This window comes from Kitasatospora sp. NPDC001175, from assembly GCF_053598215.1.
On record NZ_JBSFJU010000009.1, the window covers coordinates 15,870 to 40,502 of the forward strand.

17 protein-coding genes and 2 tRNA genes are annotated in these 24,633 nt (G+C 72.4%); 12 read left to right on the top strand and 7 right to left on the bottom strand.

Features of this window, described 5'->3' with window-relative positions:
* The 5 genes from ACWDAK_RS09170 (at position 1) to ACWDAK_RS09190 (ending at position 6,357) form a co-directional block, all read left to right on the top strand.
* Complete coding sequence (locus ACWDAK_RS09170) at positions 1-2,037, top strand: ABC transporter ATP-binding protein (RefSeq protein ID WP_427394293.1); 2,037 nt, start codon at positions 1-3, stop codon at positions 2,035-2,037.
* 76 nt (positions 2,038-2,113) lie between these two features.
* Positions 2,114-2,187: transfer RNA gene (locus ACWDAK_RS09175), tRNA-Lys, on the top strand.
* A gap of 311 nt (positions 2,188-2,498) precedes the next feature.
* Positions 2,499-2,572, top strand: a tRNA-Lys gene (locus ACWDAK_RS09180).
* A gap of 214 nt (positions 2,573-2,786) precedes the next feature.
* Complete coding sequence (locus tag ACWDAK_RS09185) at positions 2,787-5,114, top strand: transglycosylase domain-containing protein (RefSeq protein ID WP_427394294.1); 2,328 nt, start codon at positions 2,787-2,789, stop codon at positions 5,112-5,114.
* 118 nt (positions 5,115-5,232) lie between these two features.
* Positions 5,233-6,357 carry an EamA family transporter gene (locus tag ACWDAK_RS09190; RefSeq protein ID WP_427394295.1) on the top strand — a complete coding sequence of 375 codons (1,125 nt, stop codon included), beginning with the start codon at positions 5,233-5,235 and terminating at the stop codon, positions 6,355-6,357.
* Here the strand turns inward: ACWDAK_RS09190 and lepB are convergent.
* Both lepB and ACWDAK_RS09200 read right to left on the bottom strand, forming a co-directional pair.
* Positions 6,301-7,044: a signal peptidase I gene (gene lepB / locus ACWDAK_RS09195; RefSeq protein ID WP_344636232.1), complete on the bottom strand. Its 744-nt coding sequence runs from the start codon at positions 7,042-7,044 to the stop codon at positions 6,301-6,303. The genes ACWDAK_RS09190 and lepB overlap by 57 nt on opposite strands.
* A gap of 288 nt (positions 7,045-7,332) precedes the next feature.
* Positions 7,333-7,677 (bottom strand): chorismate mutase, encoded by a 345-nt coding sequence (locus tag ACWDAK_RS09200; RefSeq protein ID WP_344636233.1) that lies wholly within the window; start codon positions 7,675-7,677, stop codon positions 7,333-7,335.
* Between the two features lie 310 nt (positions 7,678-7,987).
* Between ACWDAK_RS09200 and ACWDAK_RS09205 the strand changes: the two genes are divergently transcribed.
* Complete coding sequence (locus tag ACWDAK_RS09205; RefSeq protein WP_427394296.1) at positions 7,988-8,416, top strand: OsmC family protein; 429 nt, start codon at positions 7,988-7,990, stop codon at positions 8,414-8,416.
* A 367-nt stretch (positions 8,417-8,783) separates the two neighbouring features.
* Positions 8,784-10,862: a putative bifunctional diguanylate cyclase/phosphodiesterase gene (locus tag ACWDAK_RS09210; protein ID WP_427394297.1), complete on the top strand. Its 2,079-nt coding sequence runs from the start codon at positions 8,784-8,786 to the stop codon at positions 10,860-10,862.
* A gap of 24 nt (positions 10,863-10,886) precedes the next feature.
* Here the strand turns inward: ACWDAK_RS09210 and ACWDAK_RS09215 are convergent, their stop codons facing one another.
* Positions 10,887-11,981 carry an LLM class flavin-dependent oxidoreductase gene (locus ACWDAK_RS09215; protein WP_427394298.1) on the bottom strand — a complete coding sequence of 365 codons (1,095 nt, stop codon included), beginning with the start codon at positions 11,979-11,981 and terminating at the stop codon, positions 10,887-10,889.
* A gap of 608 nt (positions 11,982-12,589) precedes the next feature.
* Between ACWDAK_RS09215 and ACWDAK_RS09220 the strand changes: the two genes are divergently transcribed.
* Positions 12,590-13,183, top strand: coding sequence for a DedA family protein (locus ACWDAK_RS09220; protein ID WP_344636237.1), 594 nt, complete (start codon positions 12,590-12,592; stop codon positions 13,181-13,183).
* A 299-nt stretch (positions 13,184-13,482) separates the two neighbouring features.
* Positions 13,483-14,745, top strand: a complete 1,263-nt coding sequence (locus tag ACWDAK_RS09225; RefSeq protein ID WP_344636238.1) for a polysaccharide deacetylase family protein — start codon at positions 13,483-13,485, stop codon at positions 14,743-14,745.
* A 61-nt stretch (positions 14,746-14,806) separates the two neighbouring features.
* Here the strand turns inward: ACWDAK_RS09225 and ACWDAK_RS09230 are convergent, their stop codons facing one another.
* Complete coding sequence (locus ACWDAK_RS09230) at positions 14,807-15,712, bottom strand: alpha/beta fold hydrolase (protein WP_344636239.1); 906 nt, start codon at positions 15,710-15,712, stop codon at positions 14,807-14,809.
* Between the two features lie 733 nt (positions 15,713-16,445).
* Here ACWDAK_RS09230 and ACWDAK_RS09235 point away from each other — a divergent pair.
* A complete protein-coding gene (locus ACWDAK_RS09235) occupies positions 16,446-18,251 on the top strand; it encodes a glycosyltransferase family 2 protein (protein WP_427394299.1) in 1,806 nt (601 codons plus the stop codon).
* A gap of 57 nt (positions 18,252-18,308) precedes the next feature.
* Entirely contained in the window at positions 18,309-20,258 is a 1,950-nt protein-coding gene (locus tag ACWDAK_RS09240) for a radical copper oxidase GlxA (protein ID WP_427394300.1), read from the top strand.
* Between the two features lie 58 nt (positions 20,259-20,316).
* Here ACWDAK_RS09240 and ACWDAK_RS09245 read toward each other — a convergent pair whose 3' ends face one another.
* From ACWDAK_RS09245 to ACWDAK_RS09255, 3 genes are all read right to left on the bottom strand, one after another.
* The gene (locus ACWDAK_RS09245; protein ID WP_427394301.1) at positions 20,317-21,312 is read right to left on the bottom strand and encodes a glycoside hydrolase family 6 protein; all 996 of its coding nucleotides are present in this window, start codon (positions 21,310-21,312) and stop codon (positions 20,317-20,319) included.
* A gap of 115 nt (positions 21,313-21,427) precedes the next feature.
* Positions 21,428-22,141 carry a uracil-DNA glycosylase gene (locus ACWDAK_RS09250; protein WP_427394302.1) on the bottom strand — a complete coding sequence of 238 codons (714 nt, stop codon included), beginning with the start codon at positions 22,139-22,141 and terminating at the stop codon, positions 21,428-21,430.
* Between the two features lie 170 nt (positions 22,142-22,311).
* Entirely contained in the window at positions 22,312-23,091 is a 780-nt protein-coding gene (locus ACWDAK_RS09255; protein ID WP_344636244.1) for an HAD-IIA family hydrolase, read from the bottom strand.
* A 415-nt stretch (positions 23,092-23,506) separates the two neighbouring features.
* On the opposite strand from ACWDAK_RS09255, the gene ACWDAK_RS09260 reads away from it, so the two are divergent.
* Entirely contained in the window at positions 23,507-24,442 is a 936-nt protein-coding gene (locus tag ACWDAK_RS09260; protein ID WP_344636245.1) for a lytic polysaccharide monooxygenase auxiliary activity family 9 protein, read from the top strand.
* Positions 24,443-24,633: the final 191 nt, after the last annotated feature.

Sequence of the window (24,633 nt, forward strand, 5' to 3'; positions counted from 1 at the left end):
GTGGAAACGGACCTGCTGACGGTCGACGGCCTGACCGTCGAGTTCAACGGCACCCCGGCGGTACGCGGGGTGGACCTGCGGCTGCGGCGCGGCGAGACCCTCGGCATCGTCGGCGAGTCCGGGTCCGGCAAGTCCGTCACCTCGCTGGCGGTCCTCGGCCTGCTGCCGTCCACCGCGACCGTCGGCGGCTCGGTCCGGCTGGACGGGCGCGAGCTGGTCGGCCTGCCCGCCAGGGAACTGGCCGCGATCCGGGGCCGCCGGGTGGCCATGGTCTTCCAGGACCCGCTCTCCGCCTTCACCCCGGTCTACCGGATCGGCGACCAGATCGTCGAAGCCCTGCGCATCCACCAGGACCTGGACAAGCCGACGGCCCGCGGACGGGCCGCCGAACTGCTCGACCTGGTCGGCATCCCCTCCCCCGACCGCGCGCTGGACAGCTTTCCGCACGAGTTCTCCGGCGGCATGCGCCAACGCGCGATGATCGCGATGGCGATCGCCAACGACCCCGACGTCCTGCTCGCCGACGAGCCCACCACCGCCCTGGACGTCACCATCCAGGCCCAGGTGCTCGACGTGCTGCGCACCGCGCAGCGCGAGACCGGCGCAGCACTGGTCCTGGTCAGCCACGACCTCGGCGTGATCGCCGGGATGGCCGACCGGGTCGCGGTGATGTACGCCGGGCGCGTGGTCGAAACGGCAGGCGTGGACGAGTTGTTCGCCCGCCCCAGGCACCCGTACACGCTCGGACTGATCGGCGCGGTGCCCCGGCTGGACGGCGGCGGCGGCCCGCTGGTCCCGATCCCCGGCAGCCCGCCCTCGCTCGCCGCCCTGCCGCCCGGCTGCCCGTTCGCGGCCCGCTGCCCGCTCGCCGAGGACCGCTGCCGCGCCACCGAACCACCGCTGACCGGCGCCGACGGCCACCTCGCGGCCTGCGTCAAGGCCGCGGAGCTGGCCGAACGCGCCCCCGCACCGAGCGAGGTCTACCCGGTGCCGGAGCTGCCGGCCGGACCGGCGGACCAGACGGCCCGGGACGAACGCGAGCCGGTCCTGCGGGTGACCGGACTCGCCAAGACCTTCCCGGTACTGGGGGGCAGCGTCTTCAAGCGGAAGGTCGGCGAGGTCTACGCCGTGGACGGCGTCGAGCTGGACATCCGGCGCGGCGAGACCCTGGGCCTGGTCGGCGAGTCCGGATCGGGCAAGTCCACCACGCTCTTCGAACTGCTGCGCCTGGCCAGGCCGGAGGCCGGCACCATCGAACTCCTCGGCCAGGACACCGCACGGCTCGACCGCGCGGCCGCGCACCGGCTGCGCTCCGACATCCAGATCGTCTTCCAGGACCCGATGGCCAGCCTGGACCCGCGGATGCCGGTCTCCGACATCGTCGCCGAGCCGCTGCTGGCCCAGGGGGCCTCCCGCGAACTGATCGGACGGCGGGTGCCCGAACTGCTCCGCCAGGTCGGACTGGAGCCGGCGCACGCCACCCGCTACCCGCACCAGTTCTCCGGTGGGCAGCGGCAGCGGATCTCCATCGCCCGGGCGCTCGCGGTCCGGCCGCAGCTGCTGGTGCTGGACGAACCGGTGTCGGCGCTGGACGTGTCGGTGCAGGCCGGCGTGCTCAACCTGCTCCAGCGGCTCAAGGCAGAGCTGCAACTCGCCTACCTCTTCGTCTCGCACGACCTGTCGGTGATCCGGCACCTCTCCGACCGGGTCAGCGTGATGTACCTCGGGCGGACGGTGGAGTCCGGCGCGGCCCGGGAGGTCTTCGAGCGGCCCCGGCATCCGTACACCCGGGCCCTGCTCTCGGCCGTCCCGCTGCCCGACCCCGCCGCCGAACGCGGTCGTGAGCGCATCCTGTTGGCCGGCGACCCGCCCTCTCCCACCGAGCGGCACGCCGGCTGCCCCTTCCGGGCGCGCTGCCCCGTCTACGCCGCCGTCCCGGCTGACCGCCGCGGGCGCTGCGAGACCGAGCCCCCCGCTCTCGCGACCGCCGCCGGGGGCCGGGACCACGCCGCCGCCTGCCACTTCCCGGACATCTGACGTTCGACCGGCCGTGATCGGCCGATCACGATTCGGAGATTCGGGCGAAGTCGCGTAGAGTCTTCCACGTCAGCAGGCGCCGCTAGCTCAGTTGGTTAGAGCAGCTGACTCTTAATCAGCGGGTCCGGGGTTCGAGTCCCTGGCGGCGCACAGACAGCCCGAGGGCCTCCCCGTTTCGACGGGGAGGCCCTCGGGCGTTTCGGCGTTCCGATCACGCCTCCGCGCGCCGGCCCATCGCTTCACCCTTCTGGGTCGACCCGCGGTTCGGCTCCCCCTCCGGCCTTCCTCGCCCCGGCCGACCAGGATGACGGTGAGCCGCGCCACATTCGGACGCCCGAACCCGGGACAGCCGGACCGATAGCCGTCCCAATCAGGGACAAGCCGGACATTCGCCGCCATGTGCCCGAGCGGACCGATTCGGAACGCCCGCACGAGACGTGTATTGTTTTCCCTGTCAGCAGGCGCCGCTAGCTCAGTTGGTTAGAGCAGCTGACTCTTAATCAGCGGGTCCGGGGTTCGAGTCCCTGGCGGCGCACAGACAAGCCTCAGGGCCTCCTCACTACGGTGAGGAGGCCCTGAGGCTTTTCCGTTCCTCCCGCCGCCCCGGAACCCCCGGTTACAGGATCGTGAAACAAAACAGGACAAAGGTCCCTAACGGCACACATCGGCATCAGGCAGGCTGAATCGGTCTGCCGTCCGTCCCAGATCGTGTGAGTAACCGTCACCGGGCTCGCCGGAAAGGCGCCACGTTGCCGCGCATATCGCCCACCGGCCTCCGCCCGCTTCCGCTCGCCCGTCGCACCGGCCGCCTGCCCCGGCGCCCCCGCCGGACCGGATGGCGCCGGCTGGTACCCACCTGGCGGCTGACCCTGCTCGGCCTGGTGACCTCCCTCCTGCTCGGGGTGGGCCTGTTCGCGCTCGGCATGATCGTGGTCAAGGTCCCGGACGCGCACGCCGCCGCGACCGCGCAGAGCAACACCTGGGTCTACCAGGACGGCACCCCGATCGCCCGCACCGGCCAGACCAACCGCCAGAACGTCGGCCTCGACAAGGTCTCCCCCGCCGCCCAGCACGCCGCCCTCGCCGCCGAGGACCGGAACTTCTACCACGAGGGCGCGGTCAACCTGAAGGGCCTGACCAGGGCCGCGTTCAACACCGCCACCGGCAGCACCACCCAGGGCGGGTCGACGATCACCCAGCAGTACGTCAAGAACACCTACCTGACCCAGAAGCAGACCATCAGCCGCAAGGTGAAGGAGCTCTTCATCTCGCTCAAGGTGGACGCCACCCAGAGCAAGGACGAGATCCTCGCCGGGTACCTCAACACCTCGTACTACGGCCGGGGCGCCTACGGCATCCAGGCCGCGGCCCAGGCGTACTTCGGCGTCGACGCCGGCCGGCTCGACGCGGCCCAGGGCGCGTACCTCGCCACCCTGCTGAACGCGCCGAGCGCGTACGACGTCTCGACCGCGACGCCCAAGGGCAAGCAGGCCGCCATCGACCGCTGGAACTACGTGCTGGACGGCATGGTCCAGCAGAACTGGCTCACCGCCGACCAGCGCGCCGCCGTCACCTTCCCCCAGGTGCGGGAGCCGAAGAGCGCTCCCGGTCTCTCCGGCCAGGCCGGGTACCTGGTCGGCGCGGCCACCGACTACCTGACCTCGCACGGCATCGTCACCGACGCCGAACTCGCCCGGGGCGGCTACACCATCACCCTGACCGTCGACGCCGAGCGCGAGCAGGACCTGCAGGACGCCGTCCAGCAGCAGCTCACCGACAACCTCTCCCCCGACAGGCGGAAGAAGGACGCGGACGCCCAGGCCGGTGCCGCCTCGGTGGACCCGAAGACCGGCGCGGTGGTGGCGCTGTACGGCGGCAGCGACGCCACCAGGCACTGGGTGGACAACGCCACCCGGCAGGACTACCAGGCCGGTTCGACCTTCAAGGCGATCGCGCTGGCCGCCGCCCTGGACAGCGGCGCCCGCACCCAGAACGGCGTCCGGATCAGCCCGGACACGCTCTACGACGGCACCAGCGGCCGCCCGGTGGCAGGCGGAACCGGCACGCCGTACGCCCCGCCGAACGAGGGCGGCACGGACTACGGCCGGATCACCCTGCAGCAGGCCACCGACTGGTCGGTGAACTCGGTCTTCGCCCAGCTCGCCCAGGACACCGGGCTGGAGAAGGTCCGGCAGACCGCCGTCGCGCTGGGGCTGCCCGCCGACACCCCCGGGCTGGCGGCCCACCCGTCGATCCCGCTCGGCACCGCCACGCCCAGCGTGCTCGACATGGCCGGCGTGTACGCAACCCTGGACAACGACGGCCAGCAGATCACCCCCTGGATCGTGAAGTCACTCGAACACGAGGGCGAGCAGGTCAAGCTACCCGCGCCCGAGACGGCCCAGGCGGTCGGCAAGCAGACCGCGCAGGCGGTCACCACGATGCTGCAGGGCGTGGTGAGCGACCCGGGCGGCACCGGCTACCGCGCCCAGGCGCTCGGCCGACCGGTGGCGGGCAAGACCGGTACCACCGACAACTCCAGGTCGGTCTGGTTCGTCGGCTACACGCCCGAACTCGTCACCTCCGTCGCCCTGTTCGGCCAGGACCCCGCCACCGGCGCCCAAGTCACCCTGGACGGGGTCGGCGGCGTCTCGGCCGCGGCCGGCGGCAAGTTCCCGACCCAGGTGTGGACCGCCTACATGAAGTCCGCCCTGGCCGGGAAGCCGATCAGCGACTTCGACGGGTCCTCGGCGGACAACCCGCTGCTCTCCGGCCCCTCCGGCGACTCGGCCGCCACGGCGACGCCGTCGGGCGGCACCGCCCCGGGGACGCCCTCGCCCTCCGCGACCGTGCCCTCGGCCACCGCCTCCCCCACCGCGACCCCGACCGGCCCGGGCGGCGACGGCACTCCCTCCACGGACTCGTCGCCGACCTCCCGGCCGACGGCCACCCGGCCCGCGCCGACCCGCACGGCGACTCCCGGGCCGAACCCGACGACCCAGCCGACCACCGCGCCCACCCAGCCGGCGCCGGGCCCGACCGGACAGCCGGGCGGCCGGGCGCAGAGCGCCGGATAGCCCCGGGCGACGGCCCCTGAACCGGCAAGCGACAACCGGTACAGGAACCACCCGAGAGCAGGACCAAAAGGCGAGATGGCACCTTACAAAGGTCGCCACGAGCTGACACAATGCCCCGGTGTACAGCTCTACGTCCGCCGGCGGTGCCACAGCCAGAAGGCTCGGGCTCCCGCTCGCACTGGTCTCCGCGCTCTCCTTCGGCGGCTCCGGCACGGCCGCCAAGCCGCTGATCGAGGCGGGCCTGTCACCGGTGCACGTGGTCTGGCTCCGGGTCACCGGCGCCGCACTCGTCCTGCTCCCGCTCGCCTACCGGCACCGGCGCGCCCTCCGGGAGCGCCCCGGCCTGCTGGTGGGCTTCGGCCTGCTCGCCGTGGCCGGCGTGCAGGCGTGCTACTTCGCCGCGATATCCCGGATCCCGGTCGGGGTGGCCCTGCTGATCGAGTACCTGGGGCCGCTGCTGCTGCTCGGGTACGTCAAGTACGTCCAGCGCCGGCCGGTCACCCGGGCCGCCATGATCGGTGCCGGAGTCGCGGTGGCCGGCCTGGCCTGCGTGGTGCAGGTCTGGAACGGCCTGGCCTTCGACGCGCTCGGCGTGCTGTTCGGCCTGGCCGCGGCCTGCTGCCAGGTCGGCTACTTCGTGCTCGCGGACGCCGGCCGCGAGGGCGACCGCCCGGTCGACCCGATGGCGGTCAGCGCGTACGGACTGCTGATCGGCGCCATCGTGCTGACCGCGGTCACCCGGCCCTGGGAGGCCGACTGGGGCGTCCTGGGCGGACGGGTGGTCATGAACGGGTTCAGCCTGCCCGCCCTGCTGCCCGCGGCCTGGATGATCCTGGTCGCGACCGTGATCGCCTACCTGACCGGGGTCGCCTCGGTGCAGCACCTGTCCCCGCCGGTCGCCGGGGTGGTGGCCAATCTGGAGGCCGTGGTCGCGACGGTGGCCGCGTGGGTGCTGCTCGGCGAGCGGCTCGGCACCCCGCAGCTGGTGGGCGGGCTGCTGGTACTGGTCGGCGCCTTCGCCGCGCAGACCAGCAAGCCGGCCTCTCTGGAGACCGCCGAGGCCGTCGAGGCCGTCGAGGCCGTCGAGGCCGTCGAGGCCGTCGAGGCCGACAGCCCCGCCGTCGCTCCGGCCGGGGACCGCACGGGCGAGACGGCGGCATTCGGCGGCGCCCCGCTGGTGTCAGCGTCAGTTGCCGGTCCAGCCGAACCAGTCGGCGTGGCCGAGCGGCCAGATCACCGCTGACGCCGGGCCGACCACGTCGGCCACCGGCACCGCACCGCCGCCCGGCCCCTCCTGGTGGTACCGGGAGTCGGAGGAGTCGCTGCGGTGGTCGCCCTCGACCCAGACGTAGCCGCTGGGCACCGTCACCGGACCGAAGTCCAGCCCCTCACAGGAGTCGTTGCCGGGGTGCAGGTAGGGCTCCGACACCGGCCTGCCGTCCACCCGCAGCGTCGAGCCGTTGCACTGGACGGTCTGCCCGCCGGTCGCGATCACGCGCTTGACCAGGTACTTGTCGCCCTTGGGCGGCAGCAGGCCGACGAAGCTGAGAGCGTCCCCGACCGCGCCGGAGGTCAGGCCGGTGTCAGTGGTCTGCGCGGGCAGCCAGCCGCCCGGGTCCTTGAACACCACCGGCTCACCCGGCTTCGGTTTCCACCCGAAGAGGGACACCGCCTTGTTGACGGCCACCCGGTCGCCGATCCGCAGCGTGTTCTCCATCGAACCCGAAGGGATGGTGAACACCTGGAACAGGCAGGTCTTCACCAGCAGCGCCACCAGCAGGCCCACCACCACCATCACCGGCAGCTCCACCCACCACGGCCAGCGCCGGCGCGGCGGGCGGGTACGGCGCACCGGGCGGAGCCGACGGCCCTCCTCGGCGGACCGGCCGTCCTGCGGGGCAGCAGCGGCCGCCTGTGCTCCCGCGCTCACCGGCCGGACCGCCCGCAAGCCGACCGCGATCGCACCGGCGGCACACCGCCGCCGCGCGCACGGCACCGCGCGTCCTCGCGCCCGTGCCGCCGCCCGGTACTCCAGGCCTTGCTCTGCCGTGGTGTGCGTGCCACCGCCGGACCACCTCCAGGGGAGTGGGGGAAGACAGCACGCTAACGCCGTCCGGGAAGCGGCGGGAAATCAGGCCTTTAGCCAGCGCTCACGCGGCCGGCCCTGGACGGGCCCGCGGCCCTCCCGGCCGGACCCGTCCGACCGGCCCTGCAGGGCTCAGGCGCGGGCGATCGCCTCGTGGTGGCGGATGACCTCGGCGATGATGAAGTTCAGGAACTTCTCGGCGAACACCGGGTCCAGGTGGGCGCCCGCCGCCAGGGCGCGCAGCCGGGTGATCTGGTCCCGCTCACGCTCCGGGTCGGCCGGCGGAAGCTTGTGCTCGGCCTTGAGCCGCCCGACCCGCTGGGTCGCCTTGAACCGCTCGGCCAGCATGTGGACCACGGCCGCGTCGATGTTGTCGATGCTCTCGCGCAGACTGGTCAGTTCCGCCCGCACGGCCTCGTCGATCGCTTCGAGGGACGCGGCGGCAGAGTTCGCGGGCTGGGTGGGCTGATCAGTCATCGGGGCGGCTCCGGAGGCTGGCTGCGTGAACGGCGCCCGGGCGGCCCACGTTCCTGCTGGACCTCCCCGAGCCTTCGCAAATCTAACAGGAGAGGACTGGCCCATCCGTGGTATTCCGGACATCCGTCCACCATCCGGACAGCACGCCGCGCTCCCTGTTGCCGGGCGGTCCGAGGACGCGCTCCGCTCCTTCGGCCCTGCGCCGCCCGCGGCCCCGTAGGCTTGACGGCGCACCACGCCGCACCACCACCGCACCGCACGGCCGGACGTGACGACCCAGCAGTTCCCCCAGCACAGGAGGTACCTGATCGTGGCAACCATCCGCACCGCACGCACCGCTTGGGAAGGCAACCTGCTCGACGGCAAGGGGCTGGTGACCCTCGCCTCCTCCGGCATCGGCGAGTACCCGGTCTCCTGGGCGTCCCGTGCGGAGCAGGCGAACGGCAAGACCAGCCCCGAGGAGCTCATCGCCGCCGCGCACTCCTCCTGCTTCTCGATGGCGCTCTCGCACGGCCTGACCGGCGCCGGTACGCCGCCCGTCAAGCTCGACACCCAGGCCGACGTGACCTTCCAGCCCGGCACCGGCATCACCGGCATCCACCTCACCGTGACCGGGCACGTACCCGGGCTCGACGAGGCGGACTTCGTCAAGGCCGCCGAGGACGCCAAGGCCAACTGCCCGGTCAGCAAGGCCCTGGCCGGCACCACCATCACCCTGACCGCCAAGCTGGCGGGCTGACACCTCCTTTCCTTCCCTTCCGCGCGACAGCGCGTCAGGCGCCCCCGGTCCGCGTCCCGTGACGTGTCCCGGGGGCGCGGCACGTGTCCGAACGGGTGCCGCCGCCTGTTCCCGGGCCGGGGCGCGTCCGACGAATCACCCTGCCGGCGGTCGCCGCCGGATCCGTGCGCGGCCTATGATCAGCGGCAGTGCCCCGTTCTCCGCCGAGCGCCACAAGCAAGCGCTCTTGAACCGAGTTCCGGGGGCCTCGACAGTGCGGGATGCCGGCCACCGCGGGTGCGGAGAGCCGGCCGGAATCAGCGTCAGCAGCGGACGGGAGCAAGCCGTGCCGGGCCGGAACGAGGGGGCCGACGCATACCGCCAGCGCGTGCGGCACGCGGAACTGTGCCACCCCGCCCAGACCGCCACCGCCGAGGGCACCGACACCAGGTACCAGCGGCACGAGGCCCACCGCCTCCCCACCCGCTCCGACGAGCAGTCGTGCGTGTACTGCCCCACCTGCTCGGCCCCGCTGGGCGGCACCACGAGGGAGCTGCTCGCCGCCCTGCGGGCCAGCGAGTCCCGGTTCCGGGCCGCGTTCGCCGACGCCGGAATCGGCATGGCGCTGATCGACGCCGAGGACCGGATCATCGAGGCGAACCCCGCGTTCGCGGCGATGATCGGCCGCGAGCTGCCGGACCTCGTCCGCACCCACATCCACGACATCATCGACCCGGAGGAGACCGACCGTCAGCACTACCTGGAGCTGGTGCGCGGCGAACGCGACCGGCTGCGGGTGGAGAAGCGGCTCAAGCACCGCGACGGCCGGGCCGTGTGGAGCAATGTGACGATCTCACTGATCCGCGACGGATCGGGCCGCCCGCTCTACACGCTGGCCATGGTCGAGGACGTCACCGAGCAGCGCCTGCTCGGCGACCGCCTGGCGTACCAGGCCCTGCACGACCCGCTCACCAGGCTCCCGAACCGGACCCTGTTCTTCGAGCGCCTCAACGCCGCCTTCATGCCTGCCGGTGACGAGACGTCGACGGGCGCCCCGGCGGCCGGCGCCGAGACCGGAAAGCCGGCCGGGTCCGCACCGGCGACCCTCAGCACCGAGGCGCTCGCGCTCGGGGGCCCCGCCGCCGGGGCGGCCACCGCGACGGTGACCGTGCCCGCCGCCACGACGCCGGCGGCCACGCCGGGCGGCGGCCGCCCCACCCGCCGGGTCGGGCTGTGCTACGTGGACCTGGACGGCTTCGCGGCCATCAACGAGACCCTGGGGCACCACGTCGGCGACCAGCTGCTGGTCGCGGTCGCCGCCCGCCTGGAACGCGGCTTCTCCCGGGACAACGACAGCCTGGTGGCCCGGCTCGGCGGTGACGAGTTCGCCCTCCTGGTCGCCGACAGCTCCAGCAGTGAGCAGCTGACCAGGCTGGCCGGCGAACTGATCGCCGCGCTCGAGCAGCCCTTCGACATCGCCGGGCAGCAGCTGGTGGTCACCGCCAGTGTGGGCGTGGTGGAGCGGCCCGTGCAGGAGACCACCCCGGCCGACCTGCTGAAGGACGCCGACGCCACCCTGTACTGGTCCAAGGCGGACGGCCGGGCCAGGTGGACCCTCTACGACCCCGACCGCGGCGCCCACCAGCTCACCCGGCAGCGCCTGGCCACCGCGCTGCGCCCGGCCCTGGAGCGCGGCGAGTTCACCGTCGAGTACCAGCCCCTGGTCGGGCTGGCGGACGGTGCGGTGCACGGCGCGGAGGCGCTGGTCCGCTGGCGCCACCCCCGGTACGGGACGCTCTCGCCGGACCGGTTCATCCCGCTGGCCGAGGAGTCCGGCGCGATCGTGCCGCTGGGCAAGTGGGTGCTGGAGGAGTCCTGCCGGCAGGCCCGGCAGTGGATGGCGGAGTTCCCGGACACCGAGACCTTCGTGAGCGTCAATCTGGCGGCCCGCCAGATCTGGGACTCCGATGTGGTGGCCGATGTCGCCCAGGTGCTGGAGCGCACCGGGCTGCCGCCCCGGCTGCTGCAGCTGGAGATCACCGAGAGCGCCGTGCTCGGGCCGGGGGGCCGCCCGGTGCAGGCGCTCCAGGCGCTGGCCGACATGGGCGTCCGGATCGCCATCGACGACTTCGGGACGGGCTACTCCAACCTCGCCTACCTCTCCCGGCTCCCGGTCCACGTGCTGAAGCTGGACGGCAGCTTCATCGAGGGCTTCCGCGACCCGGCCCCGGGCGGGCGCCCGGACAACCGGTTCCGGCGCGCCGACGCGGACGAGCAGATCGTCGGCGCGATGGTGCAGCTCGCCCACGCCCTCGGGCTGACGGTGACGGCGGAGGGCATCGAGAACGCCTCGCAGGCCGAACGGCTCCGCCTCACCGGCTGTGACACGGCCCAGGGCTGGTACTTCGCCAAGCCCGGTGAGGCGGAACGGGTCGCCGCCATGCTCCGCGCCAGGAAGGCCGGTTGAGCGTCCCGGCCGGGGCGGCGCCGATCAGCCGAGGCCGTACGCCTCCGCGATCAGGGCGTACGAGCGGATCCGGGTCTCGTGGCCGTGGATGTTCGAGGTGACCATGAGTTCGTCCGCGCCGGTCCGCTTGCGCAGGGCCTCCAGGCCGTCGGCCACCTCGCCGGGCGAGCCGAGGACGACGTTGCCGAGCCAGCTGTCGAGGAAGTCCGCCTCGGCCTGGCTGTAGGGGTGGGAGGCCGCCTGCTCGGGGGTCGGGACGAGACCCGGTGTGCCGCGCCGCAGCCGCAGCATGGCCAGCGCCCCCGACATCGCCAGGCTCCGGGCCTCGGCCGTGCTGTCGGCGGCCACCGCGCCGACGCCGATCAGCGCGTAGGGCTCGTCCAGTACGGCGGACGGCCGGAAGGTGGAGCGGTAGAGGTCCAGCGCGGGGACGGTGTTGGCGGCACTGAAGTGGTGGGCGAAGGCGAAGGGCAGGCCGAGCCGGCCCGCCAGCCGGGCGCTGAAGCCGGACGAGCCCAGCAGCCAGACCGGCGGGCGGGTCTGGCTCCTGGGCACCGCGGTCAGCCGCGCGTAGGGGTGGCCGTCCGGGAAGTCGCCGTCCAGGAAGTGGGTGAGCTCGGACAGCTGGCGGGGGAAGTCCTCGGGGTCCTCGGTGATGCCGCGGCGCAGCGCGCGGACCGTGGCCGGATCGGTGCCGGGGGCCCGGCCGAGGCCGAGGTCCACCCGGCCCGGGTGGAGGGCCTCCAGCAGGCCGAACTGCTCGGCGATGGCGAGCGGGGCGTGGTTGGGGAGCATGACGCCGCCCGAGCCGAGCCGCAGCGTACGGGTGTGCGCGCCCAGGTGGGCGAGCAGGACGGCCGGTGTGGAGCTGGCGACCCCCGGCATGCCGTGGTGCTCGGCCACCCAGAAGCGGTGGTAGCCCAGGCTCTCGGCGGTGCGGGCGAGTTCGGTGGTGGCCGCCAGCGCCTCACCGGGTGTGTAGCCCTCCCCGACCGTCGCCAGGTCGAGGATGGACAGCGGTGCGGGTGCGGCGCCGCGGGCCACGCCGCGGATCAGGTCGGGGCGTGCTTGCCCGCCGCCTTGTGCCGCGCCGGTCGCCTGCTCGTCCTCGATGGCCATGCCTCGCTCCTCCTGCTCGACCTGATCGGCTGCGGGGCTCCGCTCCCGCCTGCGGGGTCAACCCGGGTGCGGCTCCGGCTGTTCCCGCGACCGTCCCGGCCACGGGAACCGCTTCTGTCGGCGCTGCGCCCGACTCGCGGGGGCGCGTGGCATGAGGCATCGTCAACATCCGTTCACCGCACCGCCTTCCCGTTGCTCCGGCGAACCTCGCCACCTCGAGGCGCGGAGCTCGGACCAGCCCCTCGGGCCGGAGGGCCGCGGGTCCAGATGGCGGCTTTTCGCCAACGCAGGAACTCGCCAGGCGAACGGGTCGCGCGAGCGGTCCGGGTTCGGGCAACCTACTGGTCAGTGAGGTTCGAGCAGTCGGGTCTCACCCATCGGCAAGGCAGGCGGGCTGGACCAGTTCCGCCTGACCCCGACGAGCCCCCGGAGCGGCACCCCGCTCCGGGGGCTCTCCCAATGTCCGGCCACGGAAGTTCCGACCCAGGACGCCCCGCCCGCCTGTGATCCCGCCCACGCCGGGGCGCTTCAAGGCATGAAGTGTCGAAGCGTTAGCGTTGTCCCTCGCAGCCACCTGTTCCTCCGGGCGGTCTGGAGGGAGAACGACCTTGGGTGCCATAGCGCTGATCGGCCCTGCCTGGATATGCGTCCTGGCACTCTGCGCCGTCCTCGGCGACGCACTGCTCCCCTTCCTGCCGAGCGGCACGCTGGTGATCCTGGCCGTACTCAGGACTTCGCAGGTCGCCGGCGCCCCGGTGCTCCTGGCGCTCGGCGTGGCGCTGGCATCCTTCCTCGGTGATCTTCTGCTGCTGTCGCTGGCCCGCCGGGGCGCACCGCTGGTGGACCGCCGACTGGCGGGCAAGCCGCAGCTGGCGGCCAGTGTCGAGCGCGTCCGGCAGAACCTGTCCGGCCGGAGCAGGCGCGCCGCGGCCGCCATGGTGATCATCGCCCGTTTCGTGCCGGCCGGACGCACGGTCCTCGATCTCGCCGTGGGACACTCCCCCGGCCAGTCCCGCGGCTTCCTGCGCTGGTCGGCGCTGGCCGCGGTGGTCTGGGCCGGGTACATCGTCACACTGGGCTGGCTCAACAGTCACTGGTTCGACACCGCCTGGCTCAGCCTGGCCGTCTCCTGCTGCGCGGCGACCGCGATCAGCTCCACCGTGGCCCGGATGATCCGCCGGCACCGCCGGCAGTCGGTCTGACACCCGCCGCCACCTCCCGCTTCACATCATCCTCACCAGCCTCCACCTGCACCGATGCCCGCCCGGCGGGGCGGGCGAAGTGTCTCAGGACGGCAACAGTGACCCCGTGGCCGGATCCGCCCGGGCCGCCGCTGCGTAATGACCGGTAGTAGGTAGAGCCCCTTGGATGGTGGTCTGTACCTATGACATCCTGAAGAGGTAATAGTCAGCTATGTCCGTTTTCTCCTGGACGTCCGGATGCCCTCGCCGGGGCCTCCGGACTTTGTTCTGGGCTCGGACGCCAACCGGCAGGGGAGACCATGAGCACCATCTCGCGCAGGGCCATGCTGAGCGCCGCGGCCGCCACCGCGGCGCTGGGAGCCGTGACAGCCTGTTCGAGTGGCAGCGGCCCCGCCTCGGACGCGAAGGGCTCCGGGGACGGCGGGAGCGGTGGTGGAAGCGGCAAGCCGAGCGCTCCCGCGGTCAAGGCCACGCCGATCGGGGATGGTTCGACCTCCGACACCGGGGCCCAGCCGGGCCAGCCGAAGCCGGAGAAGCTGGGGCCGGGTGAGCGTCCGCCGCAGTTCGTGGTGTTCTCCTGGGACGGCGCCGGCGGCACCGACGACGGGCAGTTCCCCCGGTTCCTCAAGCTGGCCGAGGAGCACAAGGCCTCCATGACCTTCTTCCTCTCCGGCATCTACGCGCTGCCGAAGGGCAAGTCGAGCCTCTACCACCCGCCGAAGCACTCGGTCGGCGCCTCCGACATCCCGTACCTGTCGGACGGGGCGGTGAAGAACACGCTGAAGCTGGTCACCCAGGCATGGCTGGCCGGGCACGAGATAGGCACCCACTTCAACGGGCACTTCTGTTCCAGCCGGCCGGACGGCAACGGGGTCAACAAGTGGAGCCCGGAGGACTGGGAGAGCGAGATCGAGCAGGCCGTCTCGTTCGTGACCCAGTGGCGCACCAACACCGGCTTCACCGACGTCGATCCGCTGCCCTTCGACTACCGCAAGGAGCTGATCGGCGGCCGCACCCCGTGCCTGGAGGGTCAGCAGGCGCTGCTGCCGACCGCCGCCAAGCTGGGCTGGAAGTACGACGCCAGTTCGCCCGGCGGCCAGCAGATCTGGCCGCAGAAGGTCCAGGGCGGGAAGATATGGGACTTCCCCCTGCAGGGCATACCCTTCCCCGGGCACGGCTTCCAGGTGTTGTCGATGGACTACAACATCCTGGCCAACCAGTCCAGCGGCAGCACCAAGGGCGACCCGGGCAAGTACGACGAGTGGCGCGACCAGGCCAAGGGCGCGTACCTGGCCGGCTTCAACCGCGCCTACACCACCAACCGGGCGCCGTTCTTCATCGGCAACCACTTCGAGCAGTGGAACGGCGGCATCTACATGGACGCCGTCGAGGAGACCCTGAAGGCGATCGCGGGCAAGCCCGAGGTCCGGCTGGTCTCCTTCCGCCAGCTGGTGGAGTGGCTGGAGGTCCAGGACGAGTCCACCCTGCGCAAGCTGCGGACGCTGGGCGTCGGGAAGGAGCCCGCGGGCGGCTGGGAGAGTTTCCTGGGCTCGGCCGGGTGAGCGGCGCGGGCTGAGCCCGCCGGGCGCAGGCGAAGCGGAACCCGCGCGTACGGTCCGCGCGTCAGCCGCGCGGTTCGTCCTCCGCCAGCAAATGCTCGGCCACCACCGCCGCCCCGTCCTGGCCCATCAGGATCGTGTAGTGGTTGGTCCCCGGGACCGGCGAGACCGAGACCTCGGCCAGATCGAGTGCCGCGGCTTCGAGCCGGGTCTGGTCGTAGAGGCCCTGGGGCTCGTCCTGCAGCCCGCGTTCCGCCCAGAGCAGCCGGACGGGGCAGGAGACCCGGTGGATCGCGGTGGTCACATCGGCGTCGAGCATGACCTGGCGGCTGTCCTCCCGGATGGCTTCCGGCACGCATGAGGAACGCAGTTCGGGCTCCGCACCGACCAGGTCCCGCTGAGCGAAGGCGTCGCTCTCGGCCGTCCACTCGGCGGCGAAGGCCGGCAGGCCGCGCCAGAAGCCGCGGTAGGCCTCCCGGTCGGGGAAGGTCGTCGACAGCCGGGCGAGGGACGGGCCGAGCACGGCGGCCATCACCTCGTCCGGGTCGGCGCCGACGGGCAGCGGGAAGCTGACCGCGCCGTCCACCAGGAGCAGCCGTTCCACCAGCGCCGGGTGCCGGAGGGCGGTCAGCGCGGCCACCCAGGCGCCCATCGAGTGCCCCGCCAGCCTGACCCGGCCCAAGCCCAGGGCGCCGATCAGCTCGGACAGGTCGTCGGCGTGCCGGGCGATACCGTAGGGCGCGCGGACCGTCCGGCTGGCGGCCCGGCCGCGCAGGTCGGGGGCGATCAGAGTGGCCCGGCCGGCGAGCTGACGGGCCACCTGCCCCCAGGCCAGGGCGTTGGCGGTGGTGCCGTGGGCCGCCACCACGGTCGGCGCGCCGGGCACGGTGGCCGGCCACCGGACCACGGCCAGGTCTCCGCCGGGCACGGCGACGGTCAGTTCTTCGGGTGCGGGGGTCTCGGGGCTCACGCGGTACACACCTTCCGGGGGTCGGTCGGGGTCCTGGAGTGCTGCGGGTCTGGCCGGAACCGTAGGCGGGGCCGGTCTGCCGCAGTATGTGGCAGGACACCGCTTCGGCGACAGCGGCTGTGTGTTCGTCAGCCATACCCGGTGGCCCGTACGGCGTTGCGGTCCGTTGGACCGTCGAGGTGGCCGCCGGGCACACACCGGACGAGGTCCCGAGCCCTCGCCGGGCGCGTACTGCCCCCGGTCGTCCCCACGACGCTCCCGACGCCTCCCGTGCCCCCGGTGCCACCGGCCGCCGCCCCGATGCGTCACGGCCGGTCCCGGTTGCCCGCCACTAGCACCGATCAGCCGCGAAGCGTACCGATTCCGCCAGATCTTCACTCCCAGGGCAAGGTCGCTTCCAGGATTGGTTGCGATCACTCTTGGCGCTGAGGAGAGTTGACAGGTAGTCACGAGCCGCCGAACCACATCCACTCCTCGGCTGCGGCGACAAGCCGATTCGCCACAACTCCGAATCAGCACCGGCCACCGGGGCCATGCCTCCGGCGGGGTGGCGCGCTCGTTCCGAGCCGAAGCGGTGACGGCCCTTCAGCCGTCGCGGCCTCGGCGGTTCGCCAGACGTGCTTCGATCTGGAGACCGCAGCTCCAGACGGCGAGTCCGGGGGGACTCGCCGGCACCTAGTTCAGGGGCAGCAACAGGGCCGCGACAGCACGGCCCTCGGGGGGAGTCACCGCCATGCCGACGACCGAGGCATACCCGCAACCACCGATACCGGAGCACACCCGGACCCACACGCCTCACCAGACACTCCAGGAACACCACCGTTCATCCGGGTCGATCGGCCGCATCGAACCGCCGTACGACTACGAGCGCTTCAGCCGCCTCGCCGGCCCGCTGACCGAGCCGCCCGCCGGGACGCCGTACCGGGTCCAGTACCGCAGTCTGCTGAGCGAGGAGCCGCACCGGATCCGCGCCGCCCTGCTGCTGATCGCCGCGCCCGTGGTCGAGGCGGTCCTGCTGGTCTGGCTGCTGCTGCCGGGGCACTGGCCGCTGCGGCCGGGCGAGACCCAGCCGTGGCTGCCGGCCGCCGACAAGGTGATGATCGTGATCATCGCCCTGATCGAGGCCTTCCGGCTGGTCAACGTGGTCTCCAACGCGCACGCCACCCTCGTCGCCCGCGATCCGGTCCCGGTGGCTGCGCAGACCGGCACCCGGGTCGCGTTCCTCACCACCTGTGTGCCGGGCAAGGAGCCGCCGGAGACGGTCCGGGCGACCCTGACCGCCGCACTCGCCGTCCGGCACGACGGCCCCTACGACGTCTGGCTGCTGGACGAGGGCGACGATGCCGAAATGCGAAGTCTGTGCGCCGAGTTGGGGGTGCACCACTTCAGCCGCCACGGCATCGGGCGGTGGAACCAGCCTAAGGGGCGCTTCCGCGCCCGCACCAAGCACGGCAACTACAACAGCTGGCTCGACGAGCACGGCGAGGACTACGACTTCTGGGTCTCGGTGGACACCGACCACGTCCCGCTGCCCGACTTCTGCGAGCGGATGCTCGGCTACTTCCGCGACCCGGACGTCGCGTTCGTGGTCGGCCCGCAGGTGTACGGGAACTACGGCAGCTCGCCGTCGGCCGTCACCAGGTTCTCCGAGAGCCAGCAGTTCCTCTTCCACGCGCTGATCCAGCGGGCCGGGAACCGTTACGGCGCACCGATGTTCGTCGGCACCAACAACGCCGTACGGCTCAAGGCCCTGCGGTCCATCGGCGGGCTCTACGACTCGATCACCGAGGACATGGCGACCGGCCTGGAGTTCCACCGCCGGCGCAACCCCGCGACCGGCGCGCGGTGGAAGTCGGTCTACACCCCGGACGTGCTGGCCGTCGGCGAGGGGCCGTCCTCCTGGACGGACTTCTTCTCGCAACAGCTGCGCTGGAGCCGCGGCACCTACGAGACCATCCTCACCCAGTACTGGCGGGCCGCCTGGCGGCTGTCGCCCGGCCGGCTGCTCAACTACACGCTGATGGTGTGCTTCTACCCGATGGCGGCGCTCACCTGGCTGCTCGGCGGCCTCTCCAGCGTGCTCTACCTCGGCTTCGGGGCCTCGGGTGTGCACGTCTCCTCCGAGATCTGGATGATGCTCTACAGCGACGCCGCCGCCCTCCAGGTGCTGCTCTACACCTGGAACCGCAAGCACAACGTCAGCCCGCACGAACCGGCCGGGTCCTCCGGGGTCGCCGGGATGGTGATGTCCGCGCTCTGCGGGCCCGTCTACGCCGCCTCGCTGCTGCAGGCCGCGCTGCGCCGCAGAAGCCGCTTCGTGGTCACCCCGAAGGGCGACTCCGCCAGCCCCGACCGGGCGGCCACCTTCCGCATCCACCTGTTCTGGGTGCTGGTCTTCGGCGGCTCGGTGGCCGCCTCCTTCTTCACCGGCCACGACCACGTCGCCATGCGGACGTGGGCCTGCATCGCGCTGTTCTTCAGCCTGCTGCCGATGCTCATCCGGGCGTACGGCCGGCTGCGCCGCCGCGACCGCGCCTGATCCGGCGCCTTCCGCCCGTTCACACCACCCGCACCAGCTCCCCTGGGGGGACCCGTCATGAAGATCCGCCACACCGGCGGCCGGACCAGGCGCTACGCGCTGGGCAGCACCGTCGCGCTCGTCGTCGCCGGCATGAACGCGCCGGCCGTCCTCGGCTTCGCCGGGGACCAGTACCACCAGTACGTCATCAACCAGCCCGGCTACAAGGCCGAGCACGGCCACTGGCAGACCCTCGAACTGCCCACCCGGTTCCGGGTCGACGCGATCCACGCCACCCTGCTGCGCACCGGGAAGATCCTGATCGTCGCGGGCTCCGGCAACGACCAGCAGGCCTTCGACGCCGGCACCTTCAAGACCCTGCTCTGGGACCCGGTGAAGAGCACCTACAAACTGATACCCACCCCCGTGGACATGTTCTGCGGCGGACACACCTCGCTCCCCGACGGCCGAGTCCTGGTGGCCGGCGGCACCCTGCGCTACGAACAGCTGGACGGCGCGGTCAAGAAGGCCGCCGGCACCATGCGGGTGCGCAACGAGAACCCGGACGCCCCGCGCACCTTCCCCAAGGGCACCGTCTTCACCGGCCCGGGCGGCCGCGACTACGCCTCCACCGCCCCGGTCACCGTCCCCGCCGCCACCAAGACGGTCGCCAGGACCGCGGACGGCCGGACCGAAGTCACCGTCACCGCCGGGGAGCGGCAGGTCTTCGTCGAGGCCGTCGCCGAGGGCGGCTCCTACGTCGACCAGAACCCGACCCAGTACCGGATCAAGGGCCTCACCGGCGCCGACGCCCGCAACCTCTACGGCATGGGCGGCAAGATGACCCTGGACAAGCAGGACTTCCAGGGCATCCGCAGCGCCTACGAGTTCAACCCGGACACCGAACTCTACGAGCAGGTCCCGGACATGGCGTACGCCCGCTGGTACCCGACCCTCACCGGGCTCGGCGACGGCAAGGTCGTCACGGTCTCCGGCCTGGACGACACCGGCCAGATCCTCAGCGGCAACGACAACGAGCTGTTCGACCCGGCGACCCGCACCTGGTCCAAGGCCCCCGACCGGTACTTCCCGACCTACCCGTCGCTCTTCCTTACCGCCTCCGGCAAGCTCTTCTACTCCGGTTCCAACGCGGGCTACGGCCCGGCCGACAAGGGCCGCACCCCCGGTCTGTGGGACCTGAAGAACAACAGCTTCCAGACCGTCGACGGCCTGCGCGACCCGGACCAGCTGGAGACCTCCTCCTCGGTGCTGCTGCCGCCCGCCCAGTCGCAGAAGGTGATGGTGCTGGGCGGCGGCGGGGTCGGCGAGTCCCCGGCCTCCACCGCCCGGACCGGCATCGCCGACCTGGGCGCAGCCGAGCCGCGCTTCGTCCCCGGCCCGGACCTTCCCGCCGGCGGCACCCGCTACCTCAACAGCGTGATCCTGCCCGACGACACCGTCTTCACCACCGGCGGCTCCAGCGACTACCGCGGCAAGCACCGCAGCGACCTGCTGAAGGCGCAGACGTACCACCCCGACAGCAACACCTTCAGCACCGCCGCCGCGCCGACCGTCGGCCGGGACTACCACTCCGAGGCCCTGCTGCTCCCCGACGGCCGGGTGGTCGTGCTCGGCTCCAACCCGCTGTTCGCCGACAAGGCCGACACCCAGCCGGCCGAGTTCGAGCAGCGGATCGAGATCTACTCCCCGGCGTACCTGTACCACGGGCAGCGGCCCGAGATCACCGCCGCGCCCGGCCGGGCGAGCCTCGGCAGCGAGATCACCGTGGCCACCCCGGCCCCGGATCAGATCGCCACCGCCAAGCTGATCCGGCCGAGCTCGGTCACCCACGCCACCGACGTCGAGCAGCGCTCGGTCGCCCTGGACATCACCGGACGCGGCGCCACCGGGATGACCCTCTCGCTGCCGCGCAACCCCGACCTGCTGCCGCCGGGCTGGTACATGCTCTTCGCCACCGACCACAACGGGACGCCCTCGGTGGCGCGCTGGATCCAGGTCACCGACTGACCTTCGACGGCGGCCGGTTCGGGGGCAGTCCGCTTCCCTGGGACCGGCCGCCGCCCGGTCAGCTGCGGGCCAGCCCCAGGGCGTACGGGAGCCAGAACTCGCCTGCCCTGGGCTCGCCCCGGCCGCAGTCGCCGTCGGACTCGCCCGGGTTCTTGATCCAGAGGTAGGCGTCCACCCCCGGCCGCCCGGTCCCGGTGGTCGGCGTCTCGCCCAGTGCCCGCCCGGCCGGATTGCACCAGTCGCGGTCCCCGAGCGGGCCGTTGCCGTTGCGGCTGGTGTCGATCACGTAGTGCTTGCCGCCGAGCAGTCCGGACAGCTTGTCGCCGTACTCCGAACTCTGCTCGGTGGTGTAGAAGTTGGAGACGTTGACGGAGAAGCCGTCGGCCTCGGCGATCCCGGAGCGGCGCAGCGCGTCGGCGAGCCGGTCCTGGTCCTTGAGCCAGCCCGAGTTGCCCGCGTCCAGGTACACCCGGACCTTGGAGTGCTTCTTCAACTCGCCTACTGCGTACGCCAGCAGGTCGTAGCGCTCGGCGGCGGCCGCCGCCGTCACCCCGCAGCCGTCCAGGGTGTGTGCCACGGCGTCCGGCTCCAGGATCACCCAGGCGGCCCGGTCGGCCAGGCCGGCGGCGAGGGCGGCGATCCAGTCCCGGTAGGCGGCCGCGTCGGCGGCGCCGCCGGCCGAGAACTGCCCGCAGTCGCGGTGCGGTATGTCGTACGCGACGATCAGGGCGGTGCGGCTGGCCGCGGCGGCCTTGATCGTCAGCTCCTCGGCCTCGGTCCGGGCGTCCTGGCCACCGAGCCAGAGCGCGGAGGGCTGGTCGGCGATCCTGGTCAGGGTCTTCGCGTCCGAGCCCTTGACCTTCGCCAACTCCATTGCGGCGGAGCTCTGGTCGGAGACGTAGAAGGCCTGCCCCGGCTGCTGCCCGAGCAGCCTGCCGGGACCGGCGGCCGGCTTCGCGCCCCCCGACGCCACATCGCCGCACCCGGCCACCGCACCCGCCGACAGCGCCGCCAGTGCGGCCGCCGCAACCACTCGCCACCCCAGGCGCCCCACGACTGCCCCTCCCCACCTTCGCGGTCGGCACCAGCTTCGCACAGCCGGTGCCGACCGGGGCGCTATCGCCGACAAGTGTGCGGCGAGCGGGGGTCGGGGTTGTCGAGCGGCGGCGTCAGGCGGACGCGAGGTCCGGCACCCGCCAGTCGATCGGCTCCGAACCGAAGCCCGCCAGCGCCTCGTTGATCTGCGAGAACGGACGGCTGCCGAAGAACAGCTTGGCCGACAGCGGCGACGGGTGCGCCCCCTGCACCACCACGTGCCGCGAGGTGTCGATCAGCGGCAGCTTCTTCTTGGCGTAGTTGCCCCAGAGCACGAAGACACAGGGCTGCTCACGGTCGCTGACCGCCTTGATCACCGCGTCGGTGAACTTCTCCCAGCCCTTGCCCTTGTGCGAGTTGGCCTCGTGGGCGCGGACCGTCAGCACCGCGTTGAGCAGCAGCACGCCCTGCTCGGCCCAGTGCATCAGATAGCCGTTGTCCGGCGCCGGAACGCCGAGGTCGGCGTGCAGCTCCTTGAAGATGTTCCGCAACGAGGGCGGGGTCTTGGTGCCGGGCAGCACCGAGAAGCTCATGCCGTGCGCCTGGCCGTCGTCGTGGTACGGGTCCTGACCGAGCACCAGGACGCGGACGTCCTGGTAGGGCGTGGCCTCCAGCGCCGAGAACTCCTGACCGCTCGGCGGGAAGACCTGGTGCTCGGCCCGCTGCTGCGCCACGAACTTCGCCAGCTCCGCGAAGTACGGCTTCTCCAGCTCCCCCGCCAGCGCCTCGTGCCAGAACTCCGGCACCTCGAATTCCGTGCCCACGGCCACCTCAGCCAGCTCCGTCACGACTCAACCTCCCACCGGGCCGCGCCCGGACCGCACGTCCACTTGCACCGAGAACGCTACACAGACCCACCGACAACGCCCGCCCCGGGCGGGAAGCCGCCCGGGGCGCGAGGGAGCTCACGGTGGAACACCCCGGCCGGAGGCCGGCGCAAGGACAAGGATCCGCCCGGTCAGATCAGTTCGATCAGGTCCGCGACCGAGGCGACCACCCGGCCCGGCCGGTACGGGAACCGCTCGACATCCTCCGCGGCCGTGAGACCGGTGAGCACCAGAATGGTCTCCAGACCGGCCTCCATGCCCGACACGATGTCGGTGTCCATCCGGTCGCCGATCATCGCCGTACTCTCCGAGTGCGCACCGGCGGTGTTCAGCGCCTCCCGCATCATCAGCGGGTTGGGCTTGCCCACGAAGTACGGCTCCACCCCGGTCGCCTTGGTGATCAGCGCCGCGACCGAGCCGGTGGCCGGCAGCACGCCCTCGGTGGACGGGCCGGTCTCGTCCGGGTTGGTGCAGATGAACCGGGCGCCCGCATTTATCAGCCGGATCGCCTTGGTGAGCGCCTCGAAGCTGTAGGTGCGGGTCTCGCCGAGCACCACGTAGTCGGGGTTGTTGTCGGTCAGCACATAGCCGGCCTGGTACAGCGCGGTGGTCAGTCCGGCCTCGCCGATGACGTACGCGGTGCCGCCGGGCCGCTGGCCCTTGAGGAACTTCGCGGTCGCCAGCGCGGAGGTCCAGATGCACTCCTCCGGCACCTCCAGGCCCATCCCGGCGAGCCGGGCGCTGAGGTCGCGAGGGGTGTAGATCGAGTTGTTGGTCAGCACCAGGAACGGCTTGCCGGACTCGCGCAGACGCCGGAGGAACTCCTCCGCGCCCGGGATCGGCGTGCCTTCGTGGATGAGGACGCCGTCCATGTCGGTCAGCCAGGACTCGATGGGCTTGCGGTCTGCCACGTGCATGTCTCCAGAGGTCGTGCGTGGTGGTACGGACGTCATCCGGCCGTACGGAACTGCGAACCCGACCGCCCGGGCACAGCCGGCGATCGGGGGTGTTACTGGCTGCCCCAACGGCTCAAGCCTAATCCGCACGCATGCCCGACTGAAGCGCGTCCCGCCTGCCGGACCCCACTGTCCACCCGCCGTATCCGAAGCCTTCACCCGGCCCGGCCGGCACCCCGCTGCCTCAACGGAGGCTTAAGCCACCCCTAAGCGCACTGATTCCGCGTCAACTCCCGTGTGCGGCACGGATAGCGTACGGACACAGAGCGTTCCCCCGCCGCTCGTGCACCGCCGAAGGTGCGTCGCGACCAAGCACGCCGGGCTCCCCGAGCCCCGCAGTCCCGTCCCACCCGAAGGAGCGTCCCCCGCCATGTCCGTCCGCCGCACCACCGCCACCGCCGCCGCCCTCACGCTGGCCGGCTGCACCCTGGCCGGCGCCCTCGGCTCCGGCGCCGCGTACGCGCACGGCTCGATGCAGAACCCGCTCAGCCGGGTCGAAGGCTGCTACCTGGAAGGCCCCGAGCACCCGAAGTCAAACGCCTGCAAGGCCGCCATCGCGCTCGGCGGCACCCAGGCCATGTACGACTGGAACGGCGTACGGATCGGCAACGCCGCCGGGCGGCACCGGCAGCTGATCCCGGACGGCCGCCTGTGCAGCGCGGGCGACAACGAGTTCGCGGGTCTCGACCTGCCGCGTGCCGACTGGCCGGCGACCAACCTCACCTCGGGCGCCGACTTCACCTTCCGGTTCCGTGCCACCGCACCGCACCGGGGCACCTTCCAGCTCTTCATCACCAACAGCGGCTACGACCCGTCCCGGCCACTGAGCTGGTCCGACCTGGAGTCCAAGCCCTTCCTGACGATCACCGACCCGAAGCTGGCGGACGGCCAGTACGTGCTGCCCGGCAAGGTCCCGGCGGGCAAGAAGGGCCGTCAGCTGATCTACGCGATCTGGCAGCGCTCGGACAGCCCGGAGGCCTTCTACTCCTGCTCGGACGTGGTCTTCGACGGCTCGGGCAGCACCGCCGGCACGGCGGCCGTCCCGGCCTCGGACAGCGGTGTGCGGCACGTGCACGACGCCGCGCAGCACGGTTCGGCCGAGCCCGCGGCGGCCGCCGCCGTACCGGCCCGGGCCGCCGTACCCGCGCAGTCCCCCGCCCGGCCCGCCGGCGCGCAGCTCGCCGAGACCGGCACCGGCCGGGCGACCGGCATGATGGCCGCCGTCGGGGCCTCCTTCCTGCTGGCCGGCGGCACCGTCCTCCACCTGGGCCGTCGTCGCCGCGCCGCGGCAGCGCGCGCCCGCTGAACCGCCCGCGCCGACCGGGCGGTTCACCTCCGACCCCCGGGTACCGGCCCGCGCCCACGATCCCCCCTCCCCGGCGCGCCCGGTACCCGGGTTCGACCGCTCCGCCGGTCCGCGGACCCTGCCCCGCCCCGGGCGCGGCCGAGTCCCGGACCGGCGGACGCGTGCCCGGCTGCCATGCGACGGACGGCGGG

Coding starts and splice junctions, on each gene's coding strand:
- ACWDAK_RS09215 (WP_427394298.1), bottom strand. CDS start 11,981: ATGGCCATCGAGGACGAGCAGGCGACCGGCGCGGCACAAGGCGGCGGG.
- ACWDAK_RS09225 (WP_344636238.1), top strand. CDS start 13,483: ATGAGCACCATCTCGCGCAGGGCCATGCTGAGCGCCGCGGCCGCCACC.
- ACWDAK_RS09200 (WP_344636233.1), bottom strand. CDS start 7,677: ATGACTGATCAGCCCACCCAGCCCGCGAACTCTGCCGCCGCGTCCCTC.
- ACWDAK_RS09240 (WP_427394300.1), top strand. CDS start 18,309: ATGAAGATCCGCCACACCGGCGGCCGGACCAGGCGCTACGCGCTGGGC.
- ACWDAK_RS09235 (WP_427394299.1), top strand. CDS start 16,446: ATGCCGACGACCGAGGCATACCCGCAACCACCGATACCGGAGCACACC.
- ACWDAK_RS09260 (WP_344636245.1), top strand. CDS start 23,507: ATGTCCGTCCGCCGCACCACCGCCACCGCCGCCGCCCTCACGCTGGCC.